The following is a 17,693-nucleotide window of genomic DNA, read 5'->3' as shown; positions in this document are numbered from 1 at the left end:
AGATCCTCAGGATTTCGACGACTCGTCGTCTTTTCCGTCCTTCGCGGCGCCAGTGGCATCGGCCGCGAAGGAGCGCATCTTCGCCTCGGCGTCGGCTTCCTTGCCGCTCATCACCAGCCAGGCCATCACCGCGGCGGCGATCAGCGACAGCAGCGCCAGCCAATATCCGATTTCCCAATGGACCTGGATCATCGCCAGCGCGGCTTCATCCATCCGGCTATTCTGTCCATCCTTGGCCGCCTCGGCGAGGATCGCGTCCTTGCTGTAATGCCAGGTGCCGACGAAGATCAGCACGACCGCGGCGACCGAGGTGCCGAGCACCAGCCTCGCCGCCTCGCGGCCTTTCAGGAAAAGCAGGACCAGTCCGCCCGCAATGGCGAGCAGCGCGAGGATCAGCCAGATATTGACTGAGGCGCCGTCGTTCGCGTGCGACGCCTGGCCCATCGCCGTAACGCGGCCAAAAGCGAGGCCAAAGCCGCTCGCCTCGACAAGTTTCTGGTTGGAGCAGCTGACGGTCATCCACGGCAGCAAAAAGGCCAGTAGCGCGATGCCCTTGGGAACGCGGATCCATTTCCACATGATATTTCCTCCCCTTCGGTTGCCCCGGGGGAGGCTAGTCCCTTGCGCCCGCGAGTCAAATCGCGGGGCGCAAAGGATGGGCGCGGATCATGCGCCGACCAGTCGCCGGTCGCCGGCGAGCTTCAGCATTGCTTTCTGCAGCTTTTCGAACGCGCGCACTTCGATCTGGCGCACGCGTTCGCGGCTGACGTCGTAAACCTGACTCAGGTCCTCCAGCGTCTTGGGATCGTCGGTCAGGCGACGTTCGGTGAGGATGTGGCGCTCGCGCTCGTTGAGCGATTCCAGTGCCTCATTCAGCAGCGAATGGCGCACATCGCGTTCCTGCGCTTCGGCGACACGCTCGTCCTGAAGCGGTCCCTCGTCGCCGAGCAGGTCCTGCCACTGGCTGTCGCCATCTTCGCCCATCGGGACGTTCAGCGAGGTGTCGCCGCCCATCGCCATGCGGCGGTTCATGCTGGTGACTTCCTCCTCGGTGACGCCGAGGTCGGTCGCGATCTTGGTCAGATGTTCGGGCGACAGATCGCCGTCCTCGAACGCCGCGAGGTTGTTCTTCATCCGGCGAAGGTTGAAGAACAGCTTCTTCTGCGCCGCGGTGGTGCCCATTTTGACGAGGCTCCACGAGCGCAGGATGAACTCCTGGATCGAGGCGCGAATCCACCACATCGCATAGGTGGCGAGGCGGAAGCCGCGTTCGGGATCGAACTTCTTCACGCCCTGCATCAGGCCGATATTGCCTTCGCTGATCAGCTCGCTGACCGGCAGGCCATAGCCGCGGTAACCCATCGCGATCTTCGCGACGAGGCGCAGGTGCGAGGTAACAAGCTGCGCCGCAGCCTCATTGTCGCCATGCTCCTGGAAGCGGCGCGCGAGCATATATTCCTGCTCGGGGGTCAGCAGGGGGAATTTGCGGATTTCCGCCAGATAGCGATTCAGGCTGGCTTCGCCGCCAAGCGCTGGAACCGTGGCCGGAACGTTGCTTTTAGCCATTGGAGAGCGTCTTCCCTTTAGAATCTTGAGTCAGAATATGCCGCCGTTGGGCCCAGCGGTCGAGATAGATTTTCATTCGAAACCTAAACGCGCAATTCATCGATCAGTTCCCGCATGTCGCTTGGGAGTTCGCTGTCGAGCGCGATGTTGTTACCGGTCACCGGATGAATAAAGCCCAAATGGGCCGCGTGCAATGCCTGCCGCACGAAATTCCGCGCTTTCAGCACCTCCGACAAAGGCTTTCTGACGCGTCCATAGACCGGATCGCCGACCAGCGGGTGACCGATATGCGCCATATGGACACGCACCTGATGCGTGCGTCCGGTTTCCAGCCGGCACTCGACCAGAGTCGCATGCTGTAGCGGCTCGATCGTGCGGTAATGGGTCACCGCGCGTTTGCCGCGATCGTCGGCCACTACCGCCATCTTCTTGCGGTTGGTATTCGACCGGCCAAGCGCCGCGTCGATCGTGCCGTTCACCGGCATCGGCCGCCCGGTCGCGAGCGCCAGATAGCGACGGTCGATACTGTGCGCGGCGAATTGCCTGGCGAGACCTTCATGCGCCTTGTCGTGCTTCGCGGCGACGATCAGCCCGCTTGTGTCCTTGTCGATGCGGTGGACGATCCCCGGCCGCGCGACGCCGCCGATCCCCGACAATTGCCCCGCGCAATGGTGGAGCAAGGCGTTGACCATCGTGCCATCGAAATTGCCCGCGGCGGGATGGACTACCATCCCCGCGGGCTTGTCGACGACAATCAGATGCTCGTCCTCATACGCGATGACCAAGCCCATGTCCTGCGCGACATTATGCGCGGGCGTGGCGGCGGGCAGGCGGACCTCGATCGTCGCGGGCGCGGCAGCTTTTGCCGAGGGATCCCAAAGGATTTTTCCGTCGGCGCCGACGACGCGGCCGCCCTTGATCAGGCTCTTCAATCGTTCGCGCGACAGGCTGGGCAGCGCTTCGGCGAGCGCCCGGTCGAGCCGGAGCCCGGCCGCGCTATCGGCCAGCGCCACGGTCAAAATGTCGTCATCCCCCTGCATTGATAGGAATGTGGTTTTCGGGCGCTAAAATTCAAGGTGCCGAGCCACCTCCAATTCCGTTCGTATCGAGCGAAGTCGAGATGCCCGTCGTTGGCGCGTATTCTCCCGGTGTCTGGGCTTCGCTCGACACGAGCGGATTTCGGCGCATCGCGCTTGCTCTGGACGGGGTCCGTGCCGTAGGAGCAGCCCATGCCGGAAATGTCCGGACACTGCGCTGGGGAGCCTTTTCATCCATGTCCGACGATCGCGTCGATTTCGCTTCGATGCTGGCCTCGCGCCTGTGTCACGACCTGCTGAGTCCCGTCGGCGCCTTCGCCAACGGGCTCGAACTGCTCGCCGATGAGAAAGACCCGGCGATGCGCGAGCGTTGCTTCGAACTGCTCGAACAAAGCGCGCGGACGTCGGCAAACAAGCTTAAATTCTTCCGCCTGGCGTTCGGGTCGGCGGGCGGGTTCGGCGAGCTTGTCCCCGCCGATGAGGCGAAGTCGGCGATTCAGGGGATCATTGGCGACCGCGCGATCGAGCTCAACTGGATGATCGGGACCGATCCGCTGCCCAAGCCGGCGGTGAAGATCATCCTCAACCTGTCGCTCCTCCTTGTCGACGCGCTGGTGCGCGGCGGCCGGCTCGATGTCGGCTGCGAAAAACAGGGAGAGGGCATCGAAATCGCACTGCATGTCGAGGCCGAGCGCATCTTCCTCGACGCCGACGTCGAACGCATCCTTGCCGAAGGCGAAGGGGCGAGCCCGATGACGTCGCGCACCGCGCCCGCGGTGCTGGTGCAGGCGGTGGCGCGGCAGAATGACGGCACGGTGATGCTGGCGCGCGAAACGCCGACCTCTTTGCTTGTCGGCGCGGTTTTGCGCGGTCGTTGATCCAATATTCGTCATTCCCGCGAAGGCGGGAATCTCGCTTCTGACGCGATCAGCGGGACCCCCGCCTTCGCGGGGGTGACGAAGAGAAGGCGCGCGGACTTTTGACGCCGCAGTTGCCAAGTAAAACCCTCCTTAACCATTGTGCGCCATGGTGGAGCCTCGATTTCTGGGGCGAACCGACACCTTCATGGACGATCTGCTGAACGACTTTCTGGCCGAAACGGCGGAAATCCTTGCCGAAGCCGGCGGGGCCATTGTCGCGTGGGAGGCGGACCCCGCCGACCGGGCGCAGCTCGACGCCATTTTCCGGCTCGTCCACACGATCAAGGGCAGCTCGGGCTTTCTGGCATTGCCGCGCGTTACCGCCTTGTCGCATGCGGCCGAGGATGCGCTCGATCAGGTGCGGCGCGGCAACCGCCCCGCGAATTCCACGCTCGTCACCGGCGTGCTTGGCATCCTCGACCGGCTGGGCAATCTTTGTACGGCGCTGAGCGAGAAGGGCGTCGAGCCGGCCGGCGACGACCGCGATGTCATCGGCGCGCTCGCGGGCGACATTCCAGACGATGCGCCGTTCGAGGTCGCGGGCGTTCCGCTCCGCCGCGACGATGATTTCAGCGCCGAACTGCAAAGCTGGCGCTCGATCCGGGTGCCCTTGCCGTTGCTCGACAGCGTCATGACCGGGGTCACCGACATCGTGCTGGCGCGCAATGAATTCGCGCGGATGCTCCGCGAATCGGGCGCCGACCTGTCGGTCATCGCTTCGTTCGACCGTCTTTCCGACTCGATCGCCGGGATGCGCCAGTCGGTCAGCCAGATGCGCATGCAGCGGATCGACAAGCTGTTCGCCCCGCTGCCGCGCATCGTCCGCGATCTCGCCAAGGATATGGGCAAGAAGATCGCCTTCCAGACGAGCGGCGGCGAAGTCGAGCTTGATCGCGAAATGATGGAGAATATCCGCGACCCGCTGATCCATATCGTCCGTAACGCGATCGATCATGGCATCGAGCCGCTTGAGGACCGCGTCGCTGCGGGCAAGGACATCACCGCGACGATCTCGGTCTCGGCGCGCCAGTCGGGCAACCAGATCGAAATCGAAGTGCGCGACGACGGCCGCGGGCTTTCGCCCGACGCCTTGACCGCGAAGGCGATCGCCTCGCGCCTCCTGACCGCGACCGAGGCGCGCGCGCTGGCACCCAGGGACAAACTCGACTTGATCTTCCGTCCCGGCTTTTCGACCGCGGCGAAGATCACCTCGGTTTCCGGCCGCGGCGTCGGCATGGATATCGTCAAGGCAAATGTCGAAAAGATCGGCGGCATCGTCGAATTGCGCAACGAAGAGGGGCGCGGGCTCGCGATCCTGCTCCGCGTGCCGATGACGCTGACGATCATTTCGGGCCTGATGGTCCGCGCGGCGGGACAATATTTTGCGATACCGCGCGGTGCCGTGCGCGAAATCCTGCTGGAAAACGGCGATACGGTGCGCATCGATCAACTCGGTGGCGGCGAACTCGCGACGGTGCGCGGTGAACAATTTCCGCTCCTCCGCCTCGAAAATATATTGGGCCGCCAGCGCGACGCGGCCGACGACGGTGACGACCGCGCGCTCGTCATCGTCCGTCCGGGGCAGGGGCAAAGCTATGCGCTGAGCGTCGCGGCGATCCATGACCATGAGGAGCTGGTGATCAAGCCCGCGGCGCCGATGATCATGGCGACCGGCCTCTATGCCGGCACGACGCTGCCCGACAACGGCCGCCCCGTCCTGTTGCTCGACGTCCAGGGCCTGCTGGCGATCGCGGCGGTCGACGCCAGCGAAGCGGGCCGGAGCCACGACCGGATGGCCGAGGCCGAGGCCGAAGCTGCGGCGGCGCGCAACGCCGTGCAGTTGCTGCTGTTCCGCGACATGAACAGCCGCGTCCGCGGCGTCCGCCTGTCGGTCATCGAACGCGTCGAGGAGGTTCCCGCATCGGCGCTGTTCGAAAGCGCGGGCAGGGTTCAGGCGCAGATCGGCGACGATATTTTCCCCGTCCATGCCGCGGCGCCGCCGGGCGGCGAGGGGACGATGAAGCTCCTTCGCCTCTACGACGGCCGTTCGGTGCTCTGCTATCCGATCGCCGAGGTCATCGACATCGTCCGCCTGCCCGATGTGGTGCAGCCGTCGGCGGCGCCCGGGCTGATCGCGGGCGTCGTGCTCGTCGGCGGCGATCCCGTCGAACTGATCGATCCGTTCTGGCTGATGGAACAATATGCCGCGGGCGCGCCCGCATCCGCGCTGCGCCAGCCGCTCTGCCGCCTTGCCGACGATCATGACGGCTGGGGCGGCAATTTCCTTGCCCCGATCCTGCGAAACGCCGGTTACCGCGTCGTCCTGGCGGGCGACGCGTCGGACGAGACGCCCGACGTCCTCTTGTGCCTCACCGAAGAGGGCGCGCTTTGCGGGCATGCGGGCGGCGACGTGCCGGTGATCCATCTGCGCACCTCGATCGCGGCCGCGGGGCCGGAGGACGAAACCGTCTATCGTTATGACCGCCAGGCGCTGCTCGACGCGCTGCGCCGCCAGGTCGGGGGAGAGAGCGCATGATGGACAAACTCTATCTGATCGCGCGCATCGCCGACACCCGCGTCGCTTTGCGCAGCCGCGCGATCAATTCGGTCGTCACCGTCGGCACGCCTGTCGAAGTCCCCGCTGCGCCGCCGCATGTCGCCGGGCTCTTTGCGCTGCGCAGCCGTGTCTTCACCCTCATCGACCCGCATGTCGTCATCGGCCTGCCCGCGGTGCTTGTGGCGCCGGGCCAGCGGGTGATCGTCGTCGATGTCGCCGAGCATGGTTATGCGCTGCTCGCCGACGAGATCGAGGATGTCTGTTTCATCGAGGCGCCCGAGACGCGCATCGCCGGAAAGCTGCTCCCCGGCTGGGCGCGCGTCGCCGATGCGATGATCGAGCATGACGGCGCTTCGCTGCTCGTTGTCGATCCGTCGCATTTCATCACGCTGCCGGCCTTAAAGGCAGCATGAATTCGTCCGTTAATTAACGGGCTGCACACTCCTTAGCCGTAAAGATGCGCAAATCCCGGGGGTCGGAGTTAATTGAATGTCGAAATCTTGTCTGGTGGTCGATGACAGCAAAGTCATTCGCAAGGTCGCACGCCATATCCTTGAAAGCATGTCCTTTGCCGTCGAAGAGGCGGCTGACGGGCAGGAGGCGCTGACCTTCTGCCGCGCCAATCGTCCCGATGTCATCCTGCTCGACTGGAACATGCCGGTGATGAGCGGAATGGAGTTCCTCGGCGCGTTCAACGATCTCGACTATGGGCGCGAAGAACGCCCGCGCGTCGTTTTTTGCACGACCGAAAACAGCATCGACCATATCCGCGCCGCGATCGAAGCCGGAGCCGACGAATATGTCATGAAGCCGTTCGACCGCGAAACGCTCGAAGGAAAATTGCAGCTCGTCGGCATCGCTTGAGGTTTTTTAGGTGGCCCGTCCACAACCCCTAATATCCGATCCCGAGCCAACCGCCCGCACGGTACGCGTGATGCTCGTCGACGACAGCCTCGTCGTCCGCAGCATCCTCGAGCGGATCGTCGATCAGCGGCCGGGGCTCAGGATCTGCGCCTCGGTCGCCTCGGCGCATGACGCGCTTGAATATCTGGCGCGCGAGCCCGTCGATGTTGTCGTGCTCGACATCGAAATGCCCGGGATGAACGGCATCGACGCTTTGCCGCACATCCTGGAGCGCGCCGAAAAGGCTCGCGTTCTCATCCTGTCGTCGAACTGCGTCGAGGGTGGCCCTGCCGCGATCGACGCGCTCGCGCTCGGCGCCAGCGACACGCTCGCCAAACCCGGACGCGGCAGTTTTTCGGGCCGCTTCGCCGAAGTGCTGACCGAGCGGATCATGACGCTCGGCCATCAACGCGATTTCCCTGCAATGGTCCCGGCCGCCGAACGCCCGGCTCCGGCGTCCGCCCCCTTCGCGATCGATACCGATCAGCCGATCGAATGCATCGCGGTCGCGGCATCGACCGGCGGCATCCCCGCTTTCGCCAATTTCCTCGCGCACCTCGATCCCAAGATCGGCGCGCCGATTCTGCTCACCCAGCACCTGCCCGACGCCTTCATGGAATTTTACGCGAAACAGATCGCGACGATGACGACGCGCCGCGTCCGCGTTGCCGAAGCCGGAATGGCCGTCGAGCGCGGCTGCATCTATCTCGCGCCGGGCGACGCGCATCTGCTCGTCGTCGCCAATGGCCGCCGCCGCGAAATCGCGCTCGATCACCGTGTCGTCGACAATGGCTGCTGCCCGTCGGCCGACCCGATGCTCGATTCGGTCGCCGAAATCTATGGCAAGGGCGGCGTTGCCGTCATCCTCAGCGGCATGGGGCGGGACGGGGTGATCGGCGCGGCGCGGCTGAAAGAGGCCGGTGGCACGATTTTCGCGCAGGCGCCCGAAAGCTGCGTGATCTGGGGCATGCCGGGCGCCGTTGCCAAGGCGGGCATCGCGGCGGCGACGCTGAACCCCGACGCGATCGCGCTGATGCTCGGCAGCTTCCTGCCCGGGCGCCGCAAGCCATGATGGACGGAAGCGCCAGCGAGTCGGCCTACCGCGTCCTGATGGGGGTGCTCGAATCGCGGACGGGGCAGACGCTGTCGCCGAACCGCATCTGGCGGATCGAAATGTCGTTGAAGCCCGTGATGCAGCGCCACGGCATCGCCGATCTCGATGCGCTCGTTGCGGCGCTCGTTACCTCGAACAGCCGGCAACTGCTCGACGACACCGTCGATGCGATGCTCAACAACGAAACCTATTTCTACCGTGAATATAGCGTGTTCGACGAAATAGCTGCGACTGCGCTTGAGCAGATTCGTGAGATCAACAAGCTGCGCCGCCGGCTGAGCGTCTGGCATTGCGGCGTATCGACGGGCCAGGAAGCCTATTCGCTCGCGATGCTGATCGCCGAACAGGGCGCGAAATGGGCGGGGTGGCAAGTCGATATCGTCGGCACCGATGTCAGCTATCACGCGATTTCGCGCGCGGGCGTCGGCCTTTACAGTCAGTTCGAGATTCAGCGCGGCCTGCCGGTGCAGCGCATGGTGCGCTGGTTCGACCAGACCGAGGGCGGATGGCTCGCCAAGGCGGACCTGCGCCGCCGCGTCGATTTTTCGGTACAGAATATGCTCACCGACCGGCCGCCGCTGGCGAGCCCCGCCGACCTGATCTTCTGCCGCAACCTGCTGCTCTATTTCTCGGCGCCGATGCGCCAGAAAGCCTTTGCGCGGCTCCGCGCGATGGCGGCGCCGCAAAGCTTCCTCGTGCTCGGCGCAGGCGAGACGGTACTCGGCCAGACCGACCAGTTCGTCGCCAGTCCCCGCCTGCGCGGCCTTTACGAACCCGCCGATCAGCAGGTGCGCCGCGCGGCTGCGGCCTAGGACAGGCTCCGCCTTGCTTTTTGCGCGCCACTGGCGCAATCGACGGCTTGGCAAGCACAGGACGGGTCCCCCGAGCGCATGAGCGATTTTATCGAACGCTGGTCTCCCAATTTCGACGAACGCGCGCTGCCCATCTCGATGATCGTGCTGCATTATACCGGTATGAAGAGCGGTGCCGAAGCCATTGATTGGCTTGCCAATCCCGATTCCAGCGTTTCGGCGCACTATGTCGTCAGCGAGGATGGGCAGATCACCCAGATGGTGCCCGAGGACAAACGCGCCTGGCACGCGGGCAAGTCGCACTGGCGCGGCATCAGCGACATCAATTCGGCGAGCGTCGGGATCGAGATCGTCAATCCGGGGCACGAATGGGGCTATGTGCCGTTCCCCGACCCGCAGGTCGCTTCGGTCGTCCGGCTCGTCCACCAGATCAAGGATCGCCATTCGGTCACCCGCGGCAACGTCATCGGTCATTCGGACATCGCGCCGACGCGTAAGCAGGATCCGGGCGAGCTATTCCCATGGGAGGAGCTTGCACGCCGCCGCCTCGCGCTGCCGCGGCCGACCAAAAAGCTCACCGATCCGCTGTGGACCGACGCGGGTTTCCTGCTCGCACTCGAACGTTTCGGTTACGATGTAACCGACGGGTTCGCGGCGACCGTCGCGTTCCAGCGCCGCTTTCGCCCAGAACTGATCGACGGCACGATCGACGGCGAATGCCGCGCGATCCTGCTCGCGCTGCTGCTGCCGCAGCCCGAAGGCAATTGATTCCTCGTCAAAGGGCCCGATGAGGGCTATACTCGCTCCGCCAGAGGGTCGGGCGATCGCCGCTTTCGTAAGAAAGGGGAGGAAAGTCCGGGCTCCACGGAAATCACGGTGCCGGATAACGTCCGGCGGATCGGGCTTCGGCCAGGTTCAGGGAAAGTGCCACAGAGAGCAGACCGCCAAAGGCTTCGGCCCGGCGAAAGGTGAAAGGGTGCGGTAAGAGCGCACCGCGCGGCTGGTAACAGGCGCGGCACGGCAAACCCCACCGGGAGCAAGGTCGAATAGGGACGGTACGGATTTATCCAGGGCTGATTCCGGCCCAGCCGTCCGGGTTGACTGCTTGAGCGTTCGGGTAACCGTTCGCCTAGAGGAATGATCGCACAGTCTCCGCAAGGGGATGGACAGAACCCGGCTTATAGACCCTCTGGCACCTCTCTCCCCAATACACGGGCGGAACGCCCAAGCCTGGGCCGCGTTCTAAGCGGAGCAGTTGGAAGGGAAGCGCATCATGAAAGTCGTCGATGAGCATGTCGAAGTAACCGAGACCGAGGCGAGCGGCGGCGTCAAAGGGCATAATGTCCGCTATGTGCTGGCTTTCTCGTTGATCGCGGTGATTATCGTCCTGTCCGCGATCTGGATTATTCCGGCGCTGTTGCAACCCTGATCGAGAGAAGCTTCATTTTGCCTTCTTCACGCCGACGAGTTCTTCCTCGGCGTCGGGTGTATCCTCCATATAGATCGTCCGCACCGGCCGCTTGAACTTGCGCGGATAGAGCTTGTCGTAACCACGATCGCCGCTTGTCGCGACCTTGAGCAAGCTGGTGACCGTGTCGCCGGTCGCGACGTTCCAGCTCATTTCGTTGCCATCATGCGCATAGGTGCGGCTGTAAACCGTCGCATCAAGCCCGATCAGCCGCATTCGCTGGCCGGCCTCCGTTGTCGCGGCCCGATAGCGATAGGTCGCCGACAATGCGGTGGTGCCGCCCGTCAGGTCGCGGATCGTCAGCACGCCCTTGTTGATCGACAGCCCGGCGGGGCCAAGCGGATCGGGCTCCAGCTTGAAGTTGCCCGCTGATTCGTGCCCGATGTCGACTTCGCCGCGATAGCTGAGCACGACATAGAGGTGCCGCTCGTCAGGGCTGGCGACAACGAAGACGGTGTCGGCGTCGCCGTCGCCGTTGAGGTCGCCATCGGCGCGCGTTTCAATCTCTTCGCCGAGTTCGAGCTGATCGAGAAGGAACTGGTCGCTGACTGGCGGCAGGGCCGGGCGGTCCTGCGCAGCGTGTGCCGGGCCCGATAGCAAAAGTGCGGCGACCAACCCAAAGCTTCGCATCATTCGATCTCCCCTCGACCCCGATCAGATTATCAGCTCCTGCGGCAGCGTCCAGCCGGCGTCGGTGACCGCGCGCACAGTCTAGAGCAATGGCGGCTATGCGTGGGAAGCGGACATATGAATCGCATCAAGCCCTCCCCTTCAGGGGACGGCAGCGAGACTTATGAACTTGTTCGTTAGTCACAGCGGGAGGGGCTTATTGTCCGCAATCGGTCGATATCGTAGCCGCGGAGCGGCTGTCTTGGCCGCTAAAGGTTCCGGTAGCCGATCTTTGATGTGAACCGACTGGAGCGCCGCGCCTAACATGCTAAGGGCATCCTATGCTTCACATGCACGGCCGCAGCGGCACCGTCCAAATCGATGGTGTCAAATATGACTGGGAACTCCTGAGCGAACCCCAACTGTCCTCTTCCGAAGGCTGGAAGGGCATGAGGGTCGCTTTGCGCGAGAGAGACATGCCACGCGAAGCCGTGCTGGAATTTCCGACGCCAAAGCGCCTGTTGAAAGGATTGCCGAAAGGGCGTTCGCACATCAACGACGCGATAGCCTCGCGAGGGGTGCGAGCGGCATTGTCGGCAGGATGGGACCCGGCTTCTCGCGGCAAGCCGACGGTCTTCATGGTTGATGCCAACGGCGACTAAGCGCAATCGTCCGGAGCACTGGCATCCAGCGCGAAAACCGTGCTTCAAATTCAGCGGGACCCAATTTGCTTACAAGCTGAAGCGCGGCAATTCCTCCTTTGGGAGAAGGGGAAGATGAGGGCTTATTTTAGTCGCCCAACCAATCGGTTGTGATCACTCCCCTCTGCCCCTCCGGCGCCAGCGCGGCGCGCAGGGCTTCCAGCAGAGGTGGCAGCGCCTGCGTGAAGGCGTAGGGCGGGTTGACGATAAAAAGGCCCGCGCCGTTATAGATGTCGGGCTGATCTCGATCGTACAACCAATGCTCCACCACCAGAAACTTCGGGATGCCGAGCTTGCGCAGCTGCGCCTTCCACCGCACATGCGTGGCGCGATCTTTCAGCGGATACCAGATCACCGTCACGCCATGCGCCCATTTGCGGTGCGCGGCCGCGAGGGTGGCGGTGATACGGGCGCGTTCATCGGTCTGCTCGTACGGCGGGTCGACCACGACCACGCCGCGCGCGGTGCGGGGCGGCAGCATCGCCAGCCAAAGCTCGTAGGCGTCGCGCTGATGCACGGCGGCGGATGTGTCGCGCATCGCGCCGCGCAGGGCATAGGCATCGTCGGGATGTTTCTCGTTTAGGATCAGAAAATCCTGCGGGCGCAGAAGCTGCGCCAGAAATCGCGGCGATCCGGGACAAAAGCGAGGCTCGCCCCCGGCATTCACCGCCTGTACGGCGGCGCGGTAGTCGTCCAGCAAGGGGTTCGTATCGGCAAAGGCCCTGAGCACACCCTGTGTGGCCTCGCCGGTGCGTTGGGCCTCATCGCCGCCAAGGTCGTACAGCCCGCAGCCGGCATGCGTGTCGATCAGGGTCAGCGCGCCCGGTTTTTGCTGCAAGGCCCGCACGAGGGCGATCAGCAGGCTGTGCTTTACGACATCGGCGCTGTTACCAGCATGAAAGGAATGGCGATAATTCATTGTAATTCAAAATCCTGGCGATCTGCCTCTATACCAACGGCTGGGCGCGGAAGCCGAACGCGATGCGATGGAAGCAACCAATCCGGTGCCCGTATAGAGTCGGGCGGAAACCTTCAAAGCATTCTGCACAAGGCCTCAAGCCCGCGTTAGCGATCGTCAACAGAGGCGGCGACACAGACCTCTTGAACGCATGGGAATGTTCGATCATCGAGGAGCCGGATGCGATTGGCATTGTCGCGAAGCGCCCGGTCGCCTGATGTCGGCCGAACGTTCATATAACACCGGATTATCAGAACTGCGGCGCTTCGACGTCGGGCGTCTGTCAGTAGCGGACCTGCACCCGCTCAATGTCGAATGACTTGGATCGGGCGCGTCCGGTCATTCGTTGTTGAGCGACGTTTTTGCGAACGCGTACGGAGGGACGGAAAATCAGACTGCGGGATAGCTGACCGCAACCACTTCCCATTCCTTCGGCCCTGCGGGCAGCTGCACCGTGCGCAAATCGCCGACCCCGCCGCCGCGCAGCGCGCGGGCGAGGGGGCTGTTCCAGCCGATCCGGCCTTCGCCCGCCTCGGCCTCGTCATCGCCCACGAGTGTGACGATGCGCCGCGCGTCATCATCGTCGGCGAGTTCGACGGTGGCGCCAAACCAGATGCGGCTCTTGTCGGGCTGTTCGGCGGGGTCGACGACGCGCGCCGCCTTCATCCGCCGCGCCAGAAACGAAAGCCGCCGGTCGATCTCGCGCAGCCGCTTGCGGCCATAGATATAGTCGCCATTTTCGCTGCGGTCGCCATTGCCGGCGGCCCAGCTGATCACCTCGACCAGCTTCGGGCGCTCGTCGCCGAGTAGCGCGTCATATTCGGCGCGCAGCGCGGCATAGCCCGCGGGGCTGATGATGTTGGTCTTGTCCCCCGCCATGGAGTTGTCAGCCGGGCGTGCGTTTGCCGAGGTAGAAGCTCAACGGTGCCTGCTGACGCGATCCGCCGCCATCGCGCAGCGTGTCGTAAACGACGGCATTTTCGAGCACGCGCTGGACATAGTTGCGCGTCTCGAAGATCGGGATCGCCTCGATCCAGTCGACCATCTCGATCCCCCCGCCGCGCGGATCGCCATTGGCGCGCAGCCATTTGTTCACATTGCCCGGACCGGCGTTGTACGCCGCTACCGCCAGCGGATAGCTGCCGCCGAAATAGCGCAGCATCTGCTGAAAATAGGTCGATCCCAGCATCATATTGTAATTGGTGTCGGTGGTCAGCGAACCCGCGTCATAGCTCATGCCCAGCTTGCCCGCGACTTCGCGCGCGGTGCCCGGCATCAGCTGCATCATCCCGCGCGCGCCGGCGTGGCTGATCGCCTGCCGGTCGAACTGGCTTTCCTGCCGCGTGATCGCATGGATGAACGTCCAGTTGCTTTCATGTCCGGCGGGCACGCGTACGGTCGGGAAGCCCGACACCTCGACCGCATCGAGGCTGTTCGCCTGCGCGCTGCGGCCGATCATCACGCCAAGGTCGGGACGCCCGATCTGCGATGCGAGCTTGCCCGCGAGGACATGGTCGGCGGGCGAGGTCGCCTGTTGCGCCAGCGCGCGCAGGAACAGCGACTGTTCGCGCCAAGCGCCGATTTCACCCAGCGCTCGCGCGGCGCGCACCAGCCGGTCGTCCTCGAACGCACGGCGCTCGTCATTGCTGACGTGAATGGTCGGATCGGGGGTCGGCTTGGGTTGCGGACGGTTCAGCCGCTCGAGCGCCAACTGGCCGTAAAATTGGTCGTAATGCTGAGCGGCATCGGCAAAATGCGCATTCGCCGTCGAGCGGTCGCCTGCCGCCAGCGCCGCGCGGCCGGCCCAGTAAAAGCCTTTCGTGCGCGTCTGTGCCGAGCGCGCGGCTTCACCATAGGCCCGGTAGAGGCGTACGGCTTCGGCGGGACGACGCACGTCGCGATAGGCGAGTTGCCCGGCGAGCCACGCCAGCGAGGTATAATCGTCGCGGACGCTAAGCGACGTTTCGCGGATAACCGTCCCGGGCGGGAAGGCGTCGTCGAGCTGGCGCGCGATATTATAGGCAGTCGACTTGTCGCCGCCTTCGCTTGCCTGCCGCGCATTGGTCAGCAAGGTTTCGAGCCATTCCTCGGGATCGGTCGGCGCTTTCGCCAGCGAGCGCGGTGCGGCGAGCAGCGCGCGCGCCTCGCCAACGCGCCCCGCCTTGCGCAGCCAGGTCGCCTTGTCAGTGATATAGCCCGCATCGGTGCGGGTCAGCGCCGGATTGGCGCTTTCGGCGGCGGATGCCTGAAAGGCCGCGTCGACCGAAGCGTTACGCATCGCAAGCCGTGCCGCGAACACGTTGCGCTTGTCGGGCGAGGTATAGGCGAGCTGGCGGCCCGCGGCGGCGGTGGCGCCAAGCCAGAGCAGCCGGTCCATCCGCGCGTCATGGTCGGCGGGGGTGATCGCGCCGGGGAACATGGCGAGCGCGCGGCTCGTTTCATAATCGTCGAGCGGCCCGCTCGTCCACGCGCGGCGGACGGCGGCGGCGGCATCCTCGCGGCGGCCCGACGCGTTGAGTGCGAGCGCATAGCGAAGCTGCCCACTCGCGGTCTGCGGCGGATAGGCATTGAAATAGGCGAGGGTGCGCTGCGGGTCGTAGCTGTCGAGCGAGATGGCTTTTTCGGCGCGCGTGCGCATCTTATCGCTGTCGGGCCAGCCCTTGTTCGCCATCAGGAAGCGCGAAAGCTGGTCGAACGAGGCGCCGGTGTTCGCGGTCAGCCGCCGCCATTCCATCACCGCATCGCCGACCGAACTTGTCGAAGGCGGCGGCCCTGAAGTCGCTGCCAGACCCATCTGGGCGCGATACCAGGCCATTTGTTCGGGAGTGAGTTCGCTGGCATGCGCGATGGTTGGAATGAGGAGGGCCGCGGCGAGCGCGAGGCGGGAGATACGGGTCAGCGAGGTCATAGCTGCCATAGTAATGCCAAACTCCTTGCGGGGCGCTGAATAGACGTCCAATAGCGGCGCGCTGGCCGGATTCTATCGGTCGCAATGGGGTATTGTAAAGGAGCGGAGCATGTTTTCGGGTTCGATTCCCGCTTTGGTGACGCCATTTCGCGATGGGGCGTTCGATGCTCCGGCCTTCGCGCGGCTTGTCGATTGGCAGATCAAAGAAGGGACCAGCGCGCTGGTTCCGTGCGGAACGACCGGCGAAAGCCCGACGCTCGGCTACGACGAACATTATCAGGTGATCGACAGCTGCATCGAGGCGGCGGCGGGGCGCGTGCCGGTGATCGCAGGCTGCGGGTCGAACGACACCGCGACCGCGGTGCGCCATATGCGCCATGCACAGGCGGCCGGCGCGACCGCGGCGCTGATCGTCGCGCCCTATTACAACCGGCCGAGCCAGGAAGGCATGATCGCGCATTTTCAGGCGCTTGCCGACGCGAGCGATCTGCCGATCGTCGTCTATAACGTCCCCGGCCGCACCGTCGCCGACATCGGCGCCGAGACGATGTGCAAGCTCGCCGAAATCCCGAGCGTCGTTGCGATCAAGGATGCGAGCGGCGATCTGGCGCGCGTCACGGTTCAGCGGGCAGGCGCGGGCAAGGACTTCTGCCAGCTCAGCGGAAACGACGATCTCTGGCTTCCGCACGCCGTGATGGGCGGCGCCGGATGCATCTCGGTCACCGCTAATGTTGCGCCCCGCCTCTGTGCCGATTTCGCCGCCGCCTGCGCCGCGGGCGACTGGGCGCGCGCGCTGGTGCTGCACGACCGCCTGTTCGATCTGCACAAGGCGATGTTCTCCGACACCTCGCCGGGGCCGGTTAAATATGCGCTGTCGCGCATCCACGACTGGTTTTCGCCCGAAGTGCGCCTACCTATCATTCCGGCGAACGATGCGTCGCGCGCCGCCGTCGATGCCGCGCTGTCCGCGGCCGGAGTAATCTAGGTCCCGAAATGGCTCGTCCCCAGTCCGCCGCCGAATTCGACAAGAAGAAAGTCGTCGCCGAGAACCGGCGCGCGCGGTTCGACTTTGCCATCGAACAGGTGTTCGAGGCGGGGATCGCGCTGCAGGGGACCGAGGTCAAGTCGCTCCGCTTCGGCGAAGGCACGATCGCCGAAAGCTATGCCGAGGTGAAGGGCAATGAGGTGTGGCTGATCAATAGCAACATCCCCGAATTCAGCCACGGCAACCGCCACAATCACGAACCCAAGCGCCCGCGCAAGCTGCTGCTCAGCGGCCGCGAGATCAACAAGATGTACGCCGGCGTCGCGCGCCAGGGCATGACGCTCGTCCCGCTGTCGGTCTATTTCAACAGCCGCGGCCGCGCCAAGGTCGAACTCGCGCTCGCTAAGGGCAAGAAGGCGCACGACAAGCGGGAGTCGATCAAGGAACGCGACTGGAAGCGCGACAAGCAGCGGTTGATGAAGGATCGCGGATGAGCGCGGGCAAACCTCGTGACAAGGCGGCGGTGATGAACTGGGTCCGCCGCAACTCGCCGACGCGCGAGGAATTGCTCGCGAGCCGGTTCGTCAAGCCGTTTGCGCATCGCGTCGCGCACAGCCATTTGTGGCGCTTCACCCGCACCTCGGTCCCGCGCGGCACCGCGCTCGGGCTGTTCGTCGGCATCTTCTTCCTGATCCCGGGTGTGCAGATATTGGGTGTCGCGCTGCTCGCGCTGCCGTTCCGCGCCAATATCCCGATCGGCGCGGCGATGACCTTCCTGTCGAACCCCGTGACGACCCCATTCATCATCATCGCGTCGGTGTGGCTCGGCGACTGGCTGTTCGGGCTCCATGCCAACAGCGTGACCTTCTCGGCGATGATCGAGCATGGCGCCTCGGCGGGCGAGTGGGTGCGCTGGGTCTTTTCGGACGCGGCGCCCGCGATGCTCGCCGGGCTGTTCGTCATTTCGCTCGTCTCGGCCATCGTCGGCTACATCCTCGCCTCGATCTTCTGGGACAATTGGATTCGCCTCCGCTGGCGGCGCAAACTGGCGCGGGCGCGCGACCAACGACATGAGGCATCGACCAGCGACACCGCGGCCGGTTGAACCCCCAAACAGCAGGCGTATAGCTGTCGCATCGCTAATCTGCGCCGTGG

At 64.5% G+C, this 17,693-nt stretch carries 19 protein-coding genes and 1 other RNA gene; 13 read left to right on the top strand and 7 right to left on the bottom strand.

Going from position 1 to position 17,693, the window contains the following annotated elements; all coding sequences use genetic code 11:
• Positions 1-6 precede the first annotated feature (6 nt).
• The 3 genes from ASD73_RS07705 to ASD73_RS07695 form a co-directional block, all read right to left on the bottom strand.
• On the bottom strand, positions 7-579 hold the full coding sequence (locus tag ASD73_RS07705) for a hypothetical protein (protein WP_056371199.1): 573 nt from the start codon (positions 577-579) through the stop codon (positions 7-9).
• Between the two features lie 87 nt (positions 580-666).
• The gene (gene rpoH / locus ASD73_RS07700; RefSeq protein ID WP_056371197.1) at positions 667-1,566 is read right to left on the bottom strand and encodes an RNA polymerase sigma factor RpoH; all 900 of its coding nucleotides are present in this window, start codon (positions 1,564-1,566) and stop codon (positions 667-669) included.
• A gap of 83 nt (positions 1,567-1,649) precedes the next feature.
• Positions 1,650-2,606 (bottom strand): RluA family pseudouridine synthase, encoded by a 957-nt coding sequence (locus tag ASD73_RS07695; RefSeq protein WP_056371195.1) that lies wholly within the window; start codon positions 2,604-2,606, stop codon positions 1,650-1,652.
• A 233-nt stretch (positions 2,607-2,839) separates the two neighbouring features.
• On the opposite strand from ASD73_RS07695, the gene ASD73_RS07690 reads away from it, so the two are divergent.
• The 9 genes from ASD73_RS07690 to ASD73_RS23025 all read left to right on the top strand — a co-directional run bounded on the left by ASD73_RS07690 (position 2,840) and on the right by ASD73_RS23025 (position 10,338).
• Positions 2,840-3,481: a histidine phosphotransferase family protein gene (locus ASD73_RS07690; protein ID WP_056371193.1), complete on the top strand. Its 642-nt coding sequence runs from the start codon at positions 2,840-2,842 to the stop codon at positions 3,479-3,481.
• Between the two features lie 148 nt (positions 3,482-3,629).
• Positions 3,630-6,059 (top strand): chemotaxis protein CheA, encoded by a 2,430-nt coding sequence (locus ASD73_RS07685; protein ID WP_235534233.1) that lies wholly within the window; start codon positions 3,630-3,632, stop codon positions 6,057-6,059.
• The gene (locus ASD73_RS07680; RefSeq protein ID WP_056371188.1) at positions 6,056-6,493 is read left to right on the top strand and encodes a chemotaxis protein CheW; all 438 of its coding nucleotides are present in this window, start codon (positions 6,056-6,058) and stop codon (positions 6,491-6,493) included. Before ASD73_RS07685 ends, ASD73_RS07680 begins: the two co-directional genes overlap by 4 nt.
• A 76-nt stretch (positions 6,494-6,569) precedes the next feature.
• Positions 6,570-6,944 (top strand): response regulator, encoded by a 375-nt coding sequence (locus tag ASD73_RS07675; protein WP_039575078.1) that lies wholly within the window; start codon positions 6,570-6,572, stop codon positions 6,942-6,944.
• Positions 6,945-7,011: 67 nt separating this feature from the next.
• Complete coding sequence (gene cheB / locus ASD73_RS07670; RefSeq protein ID WP_268800342.1) at positions 7,012-8,055, top strand: chemotaxis-specific protein-glutamate methyltransferase CheB; 1,044 nt, start codon at positions 7,012-7,014, stop codon at positions 8,053-8,055.
• Positions 8,052-8,909 carry a CheR family methyltransferase gene (locus tag ASD73_RS07665; RefSeq protein ID WP_056371184.1) on the top strand — a complete coding sequence of 286 codons (858 nt, stop codon included), beginning with the start codon at positions 8,052-8,054 and terminating at the stop codon, positions 8,907-8,909. Before cheB ends, ASD73_RS07665 begins: the two co-directional genes overlap by 4 nt.
• A gap of 78 nt (positions 8,910-8,987) precedes the next feature.
• On the top strand, positions 8,988-9,677 hold the full coding sequence (locus ASD73_RS07660) for an N-acetylmuramoyl-L-alanine amidase (RefSeq protein WP_056371182.1): 690 nt from the start codon (positions 8,988-8,990) through the stop codon (positions 9,675-9,677).
• A gap of 40 nt (positions 9,678-9,717) precedes the next feature.
• Positions 9,718-10,106, top strand: an RNA gene (gene rnpB / locus ASD73_RS15555) — RNase P RNA component class A.
• Between the two features lie 76 nt (positions 10,107-10,182).
• Positions 10,183-10,338: a hypothetical protein gene (locus tag ASD73_RS23025; RefSeq protein ID WP_200934912.1), complete on the top strand. Its 156-nt coding sequence runs from the start codon at positions 10,183-10,185 to the stop codon at positions 10,336-10,338.
• Positions 10,339-10,350: 12 nt separating this feature from the next.
• Here the strand turns inward: ASD73_RS23025 and ASD73_RS07655 are convergent, their stop codons facing one another.
• Complete coding sequence (locus ASD73_RS07655) at positions 10,351-11,010, bottom strand: hypothetical protein (protein WP_056371180.1); 660 nt, start codon at positions 11,008-11,010, stop codon at positions 10,351-10,353.
• Positions 11,011-11,327: 317 nt separating this feature from the next.
• On the opposite strand from ASD73_RS07655, the gene ASD73_RS07650 reads away from it, so the two are divergent.
• Positions 11,328-11,648, top strand: coding sequence for a hypothetical protein (locus ASD73_RS07650; RefSeq protein WP_056371178.1), 321 nt, complete (start codon positions 11,328-11,330; stop codon positions 11,646-11,648).
• A 127-nt stretch (positions 11,649-11,775) separates the two neighbouring features.
• Here the strand turns inward: ASD73_RS07650 and ASD73_RS07645 are convergent, their stop codons facing one another.
• The 3 genes from ASD73_RS07645 to ASD73_RS07635 all read right to left on the bottom strand — a co-directional run bounded on the left by ASD73_RS07645 (position 11,776) and on the right by ASD73_RS07635 (position 15,562).
• Positions 11,776-12,606 (bottom strand): 23S rRNA (adenine(2030)-N(6))-methyltransferase RlmJ, encoded by an 831-nt coding sequence (locus tag ASD73_RS07645; protein WP_056371176.1) that lies wholly within the window; start codon positions 12,604-12,606, stop codon positions 11,776-11,778.
• Positions 12,607-13,035: 429 nt separating this feature from the next.
• Positions 13,036-13,524 carry a transcription elongation factor GreB gene (gene greB, locus ASD73_RS07640; RefSeq protein WP_056371174.1) on the bottom strand — a complete coding sequence of 163 codons (489 nt, stop codon included), beginning with the start codon at positions 13,522-13,524 and terminating at the stop codon, positions 13,036-13,038.
• A gap of 7 nt (positions 13,525-13,531) precedes the next feature.
• On the bottom strand, positions 13,532-15,562 hold the full coding sequence (locus tag ASD73_RS07635; protein ID WP_056371171.1) for a lytic transglycosylase domain-containing protein: 2,031 nt from the start codon (positions 15,560-15,562) through the stop codon (positions 13,532-13,534).
• A gap of 100 nt (positions 15,563-15,662) precedes the next feature.
• Here ASD73_RS07635 and dapA point away from each other — a divergent pair, with 100 nt between their 5' ends.
• The 3 genes from dapA to ASD73_RS07620 are packed head-to-tail and all read left to right on the top strand — an operon-like array spanning position 15,663 to position 17,643.
• Positions 15,663-16,538, top strand: coding sequence for a 4-hydroxy-tetrahydrodipicolinate synthase (gene dapA / locus ASD73_RS07630; RefSeq protein ID WP_056371169.1), 876 nt, complete (start codon positions 15,663-15,665; stop codon positions 16,536-16,538).
• Between the two features lie 8 nt (positions 16,539-16,546).
• A complete protein-coding gene (gene smpB / locus ASD73_RS07625) occupies positions 16,547-17,032 on the top strand; it encodes an SsrA-binding protein SmpB (protein ID WP_039575066.1) in 486 nt (161 codons plus the stop codon).
• Entirely contained in the window at positions 17,029-17,643 is a 615-nt protein-coding gene (locus ASD73_RS07620) for a DUF2062 domain-containing protein (protein ID WP_082521431.1), read from the top strand. The genes smpB and ASD73_RS07620 overlap by 4 nt, the downstream gene beginning before the upstream one ends.
• The last annotated feature ends 50 nt before the right edge of the window (positions 17,644-17,693 follow it).

It is taken from the genome of Sphingopyxis sp. Root154 (assembly GCF_001427105.1).
Lineage (GTDB): Bacteria > Pseudomonadota > Alphaproteobacteria > Sphingomonadales > Sphingomonadaceae > Sphingopyxis.
The sequence above is the reverse complement of the archived record's forward strand: the minus strand, read 5'-3'. Positions and strand labels throughout refer to the sequence as shown.

Coding starts and splice junctions, on each gene's coding strand:
- ASD73_RS07705 (WP_056371199.1), bottom strand. CDS start 579: ATGTGGAAATGGATCCGCGTTCCCAAGGGCATCGCGCTACTGGCCTTT.
- rpoH (WP_056371197.1), bottom strand. CDS start 1,566: ATGGCTAAAAGCAACGTTCCGGCCACGGTTCCAGCGCTTGGCGGCGAA.
- ASD73_RS07695 (WP_056371195.1), bottom strand. CDS start 2,606: ATGCAGGGGGATGACGACATTTTGACCGTGGCGCTGGCCGATAGCGCG.
- ASD73_RS07690 (WP_056371193.1), top strand. CDS start 2,840: ATGTCCGACGATCGCGTCGATTTCGCTTCGATGCTGGCCTCGCGCCTG.
- ASD73_RS07685 (WP_235534233.1), top strand. CDS start 3,630: ATGGTGGAGCCTCGATTTCTGGGGCGAACCGACACCTTCATGGACGAT.
- ASD73_RS07680 (WP_056371188.1), top strand. CDS start 6,056: ATGATGGACAAACTCTATCTGATCGCGCGCATCGCCGACACCCGCGTC.
- ASD73_RS07675 (WP_039575078.1), top strand. CDS start 6,570: ATGTCGAAATCTTGTCTGGTGGTCGATGACAGCAAAGTCATTCGCAAG.
- ASD73_RS07665 (WP_056371184.1), top strand. CDS start 8,052: ATGATGGACGGAAGCGCCAGCGAGTCGGCCTACCGCGTCCTGATGGGG.
- ASD73_RS07660 (WP_056371182.1), top strand. CDS start 8,988: ATGAGCGATTTTATCGAACGCTGGTCTCCCAATTTCGACGAACGCGCG.
- ASD73_RS23025 (WP_200934912.1), top strand. CDS start 10,183: ATGAAAGTCGTCGATGAGCATGTCGAAGTAACCGAGACCGAGGCGAGC.
- ASD73_RS07655 (WP_056371180.1), bottom strand. CDS start 11,010: ATGATGCGAAGCTTTGGGTTGGTCGCCGCACTTTTGCTATCGGGCCCG.
- ASD73_RS07650 (WP_056371178.1), top strand. CDS start 11,328: ATGCTTCACATGCACGGCCGCAGCGGCACCGTCCAAATCGATGGTGTC.
- ASD73_RS07645 (WP_056371176.1), bottom strand. CDS start 12,606: ATGAATTATCGCCATTCCTTTCATGCTGGTAACAGCGCCGATGTCGTA.
- greB (WP_056371174.1), bottom strand. CDS start 13,524: ATGGCGGGGGACAAGACCAACATCATCAGCCCCGCGGGCTATGCCGCG.
- ASD73_RS07635 (WP_056371171.1), bottom strand. CDS start 15,562: ATGGCAGCTATGACCTCGCTGACCCGTATCTCCCGCCTCGCGCTCGCC.
- dapA (WP_056371169.1), top strand. CDS start 15,663: ATGTTTTCGGGTTCGATTCCCGCTTTGGTGACGCCATTTCGCGATGGG.
- smpB (WP_039575066.1), top strand. CDS start 16,547: ATGGCTCGTCCCCAGTCCGCCGCCGAATTCGACAAGAAGAAAGTCGTC.
- ASD73_RS07620 (WP_082521431.1), top strand. CDS start 17,029: ATGAGCGCGGGCAAACCTCGTGACAAGGCGGCGGTGATGAACTGGGTC.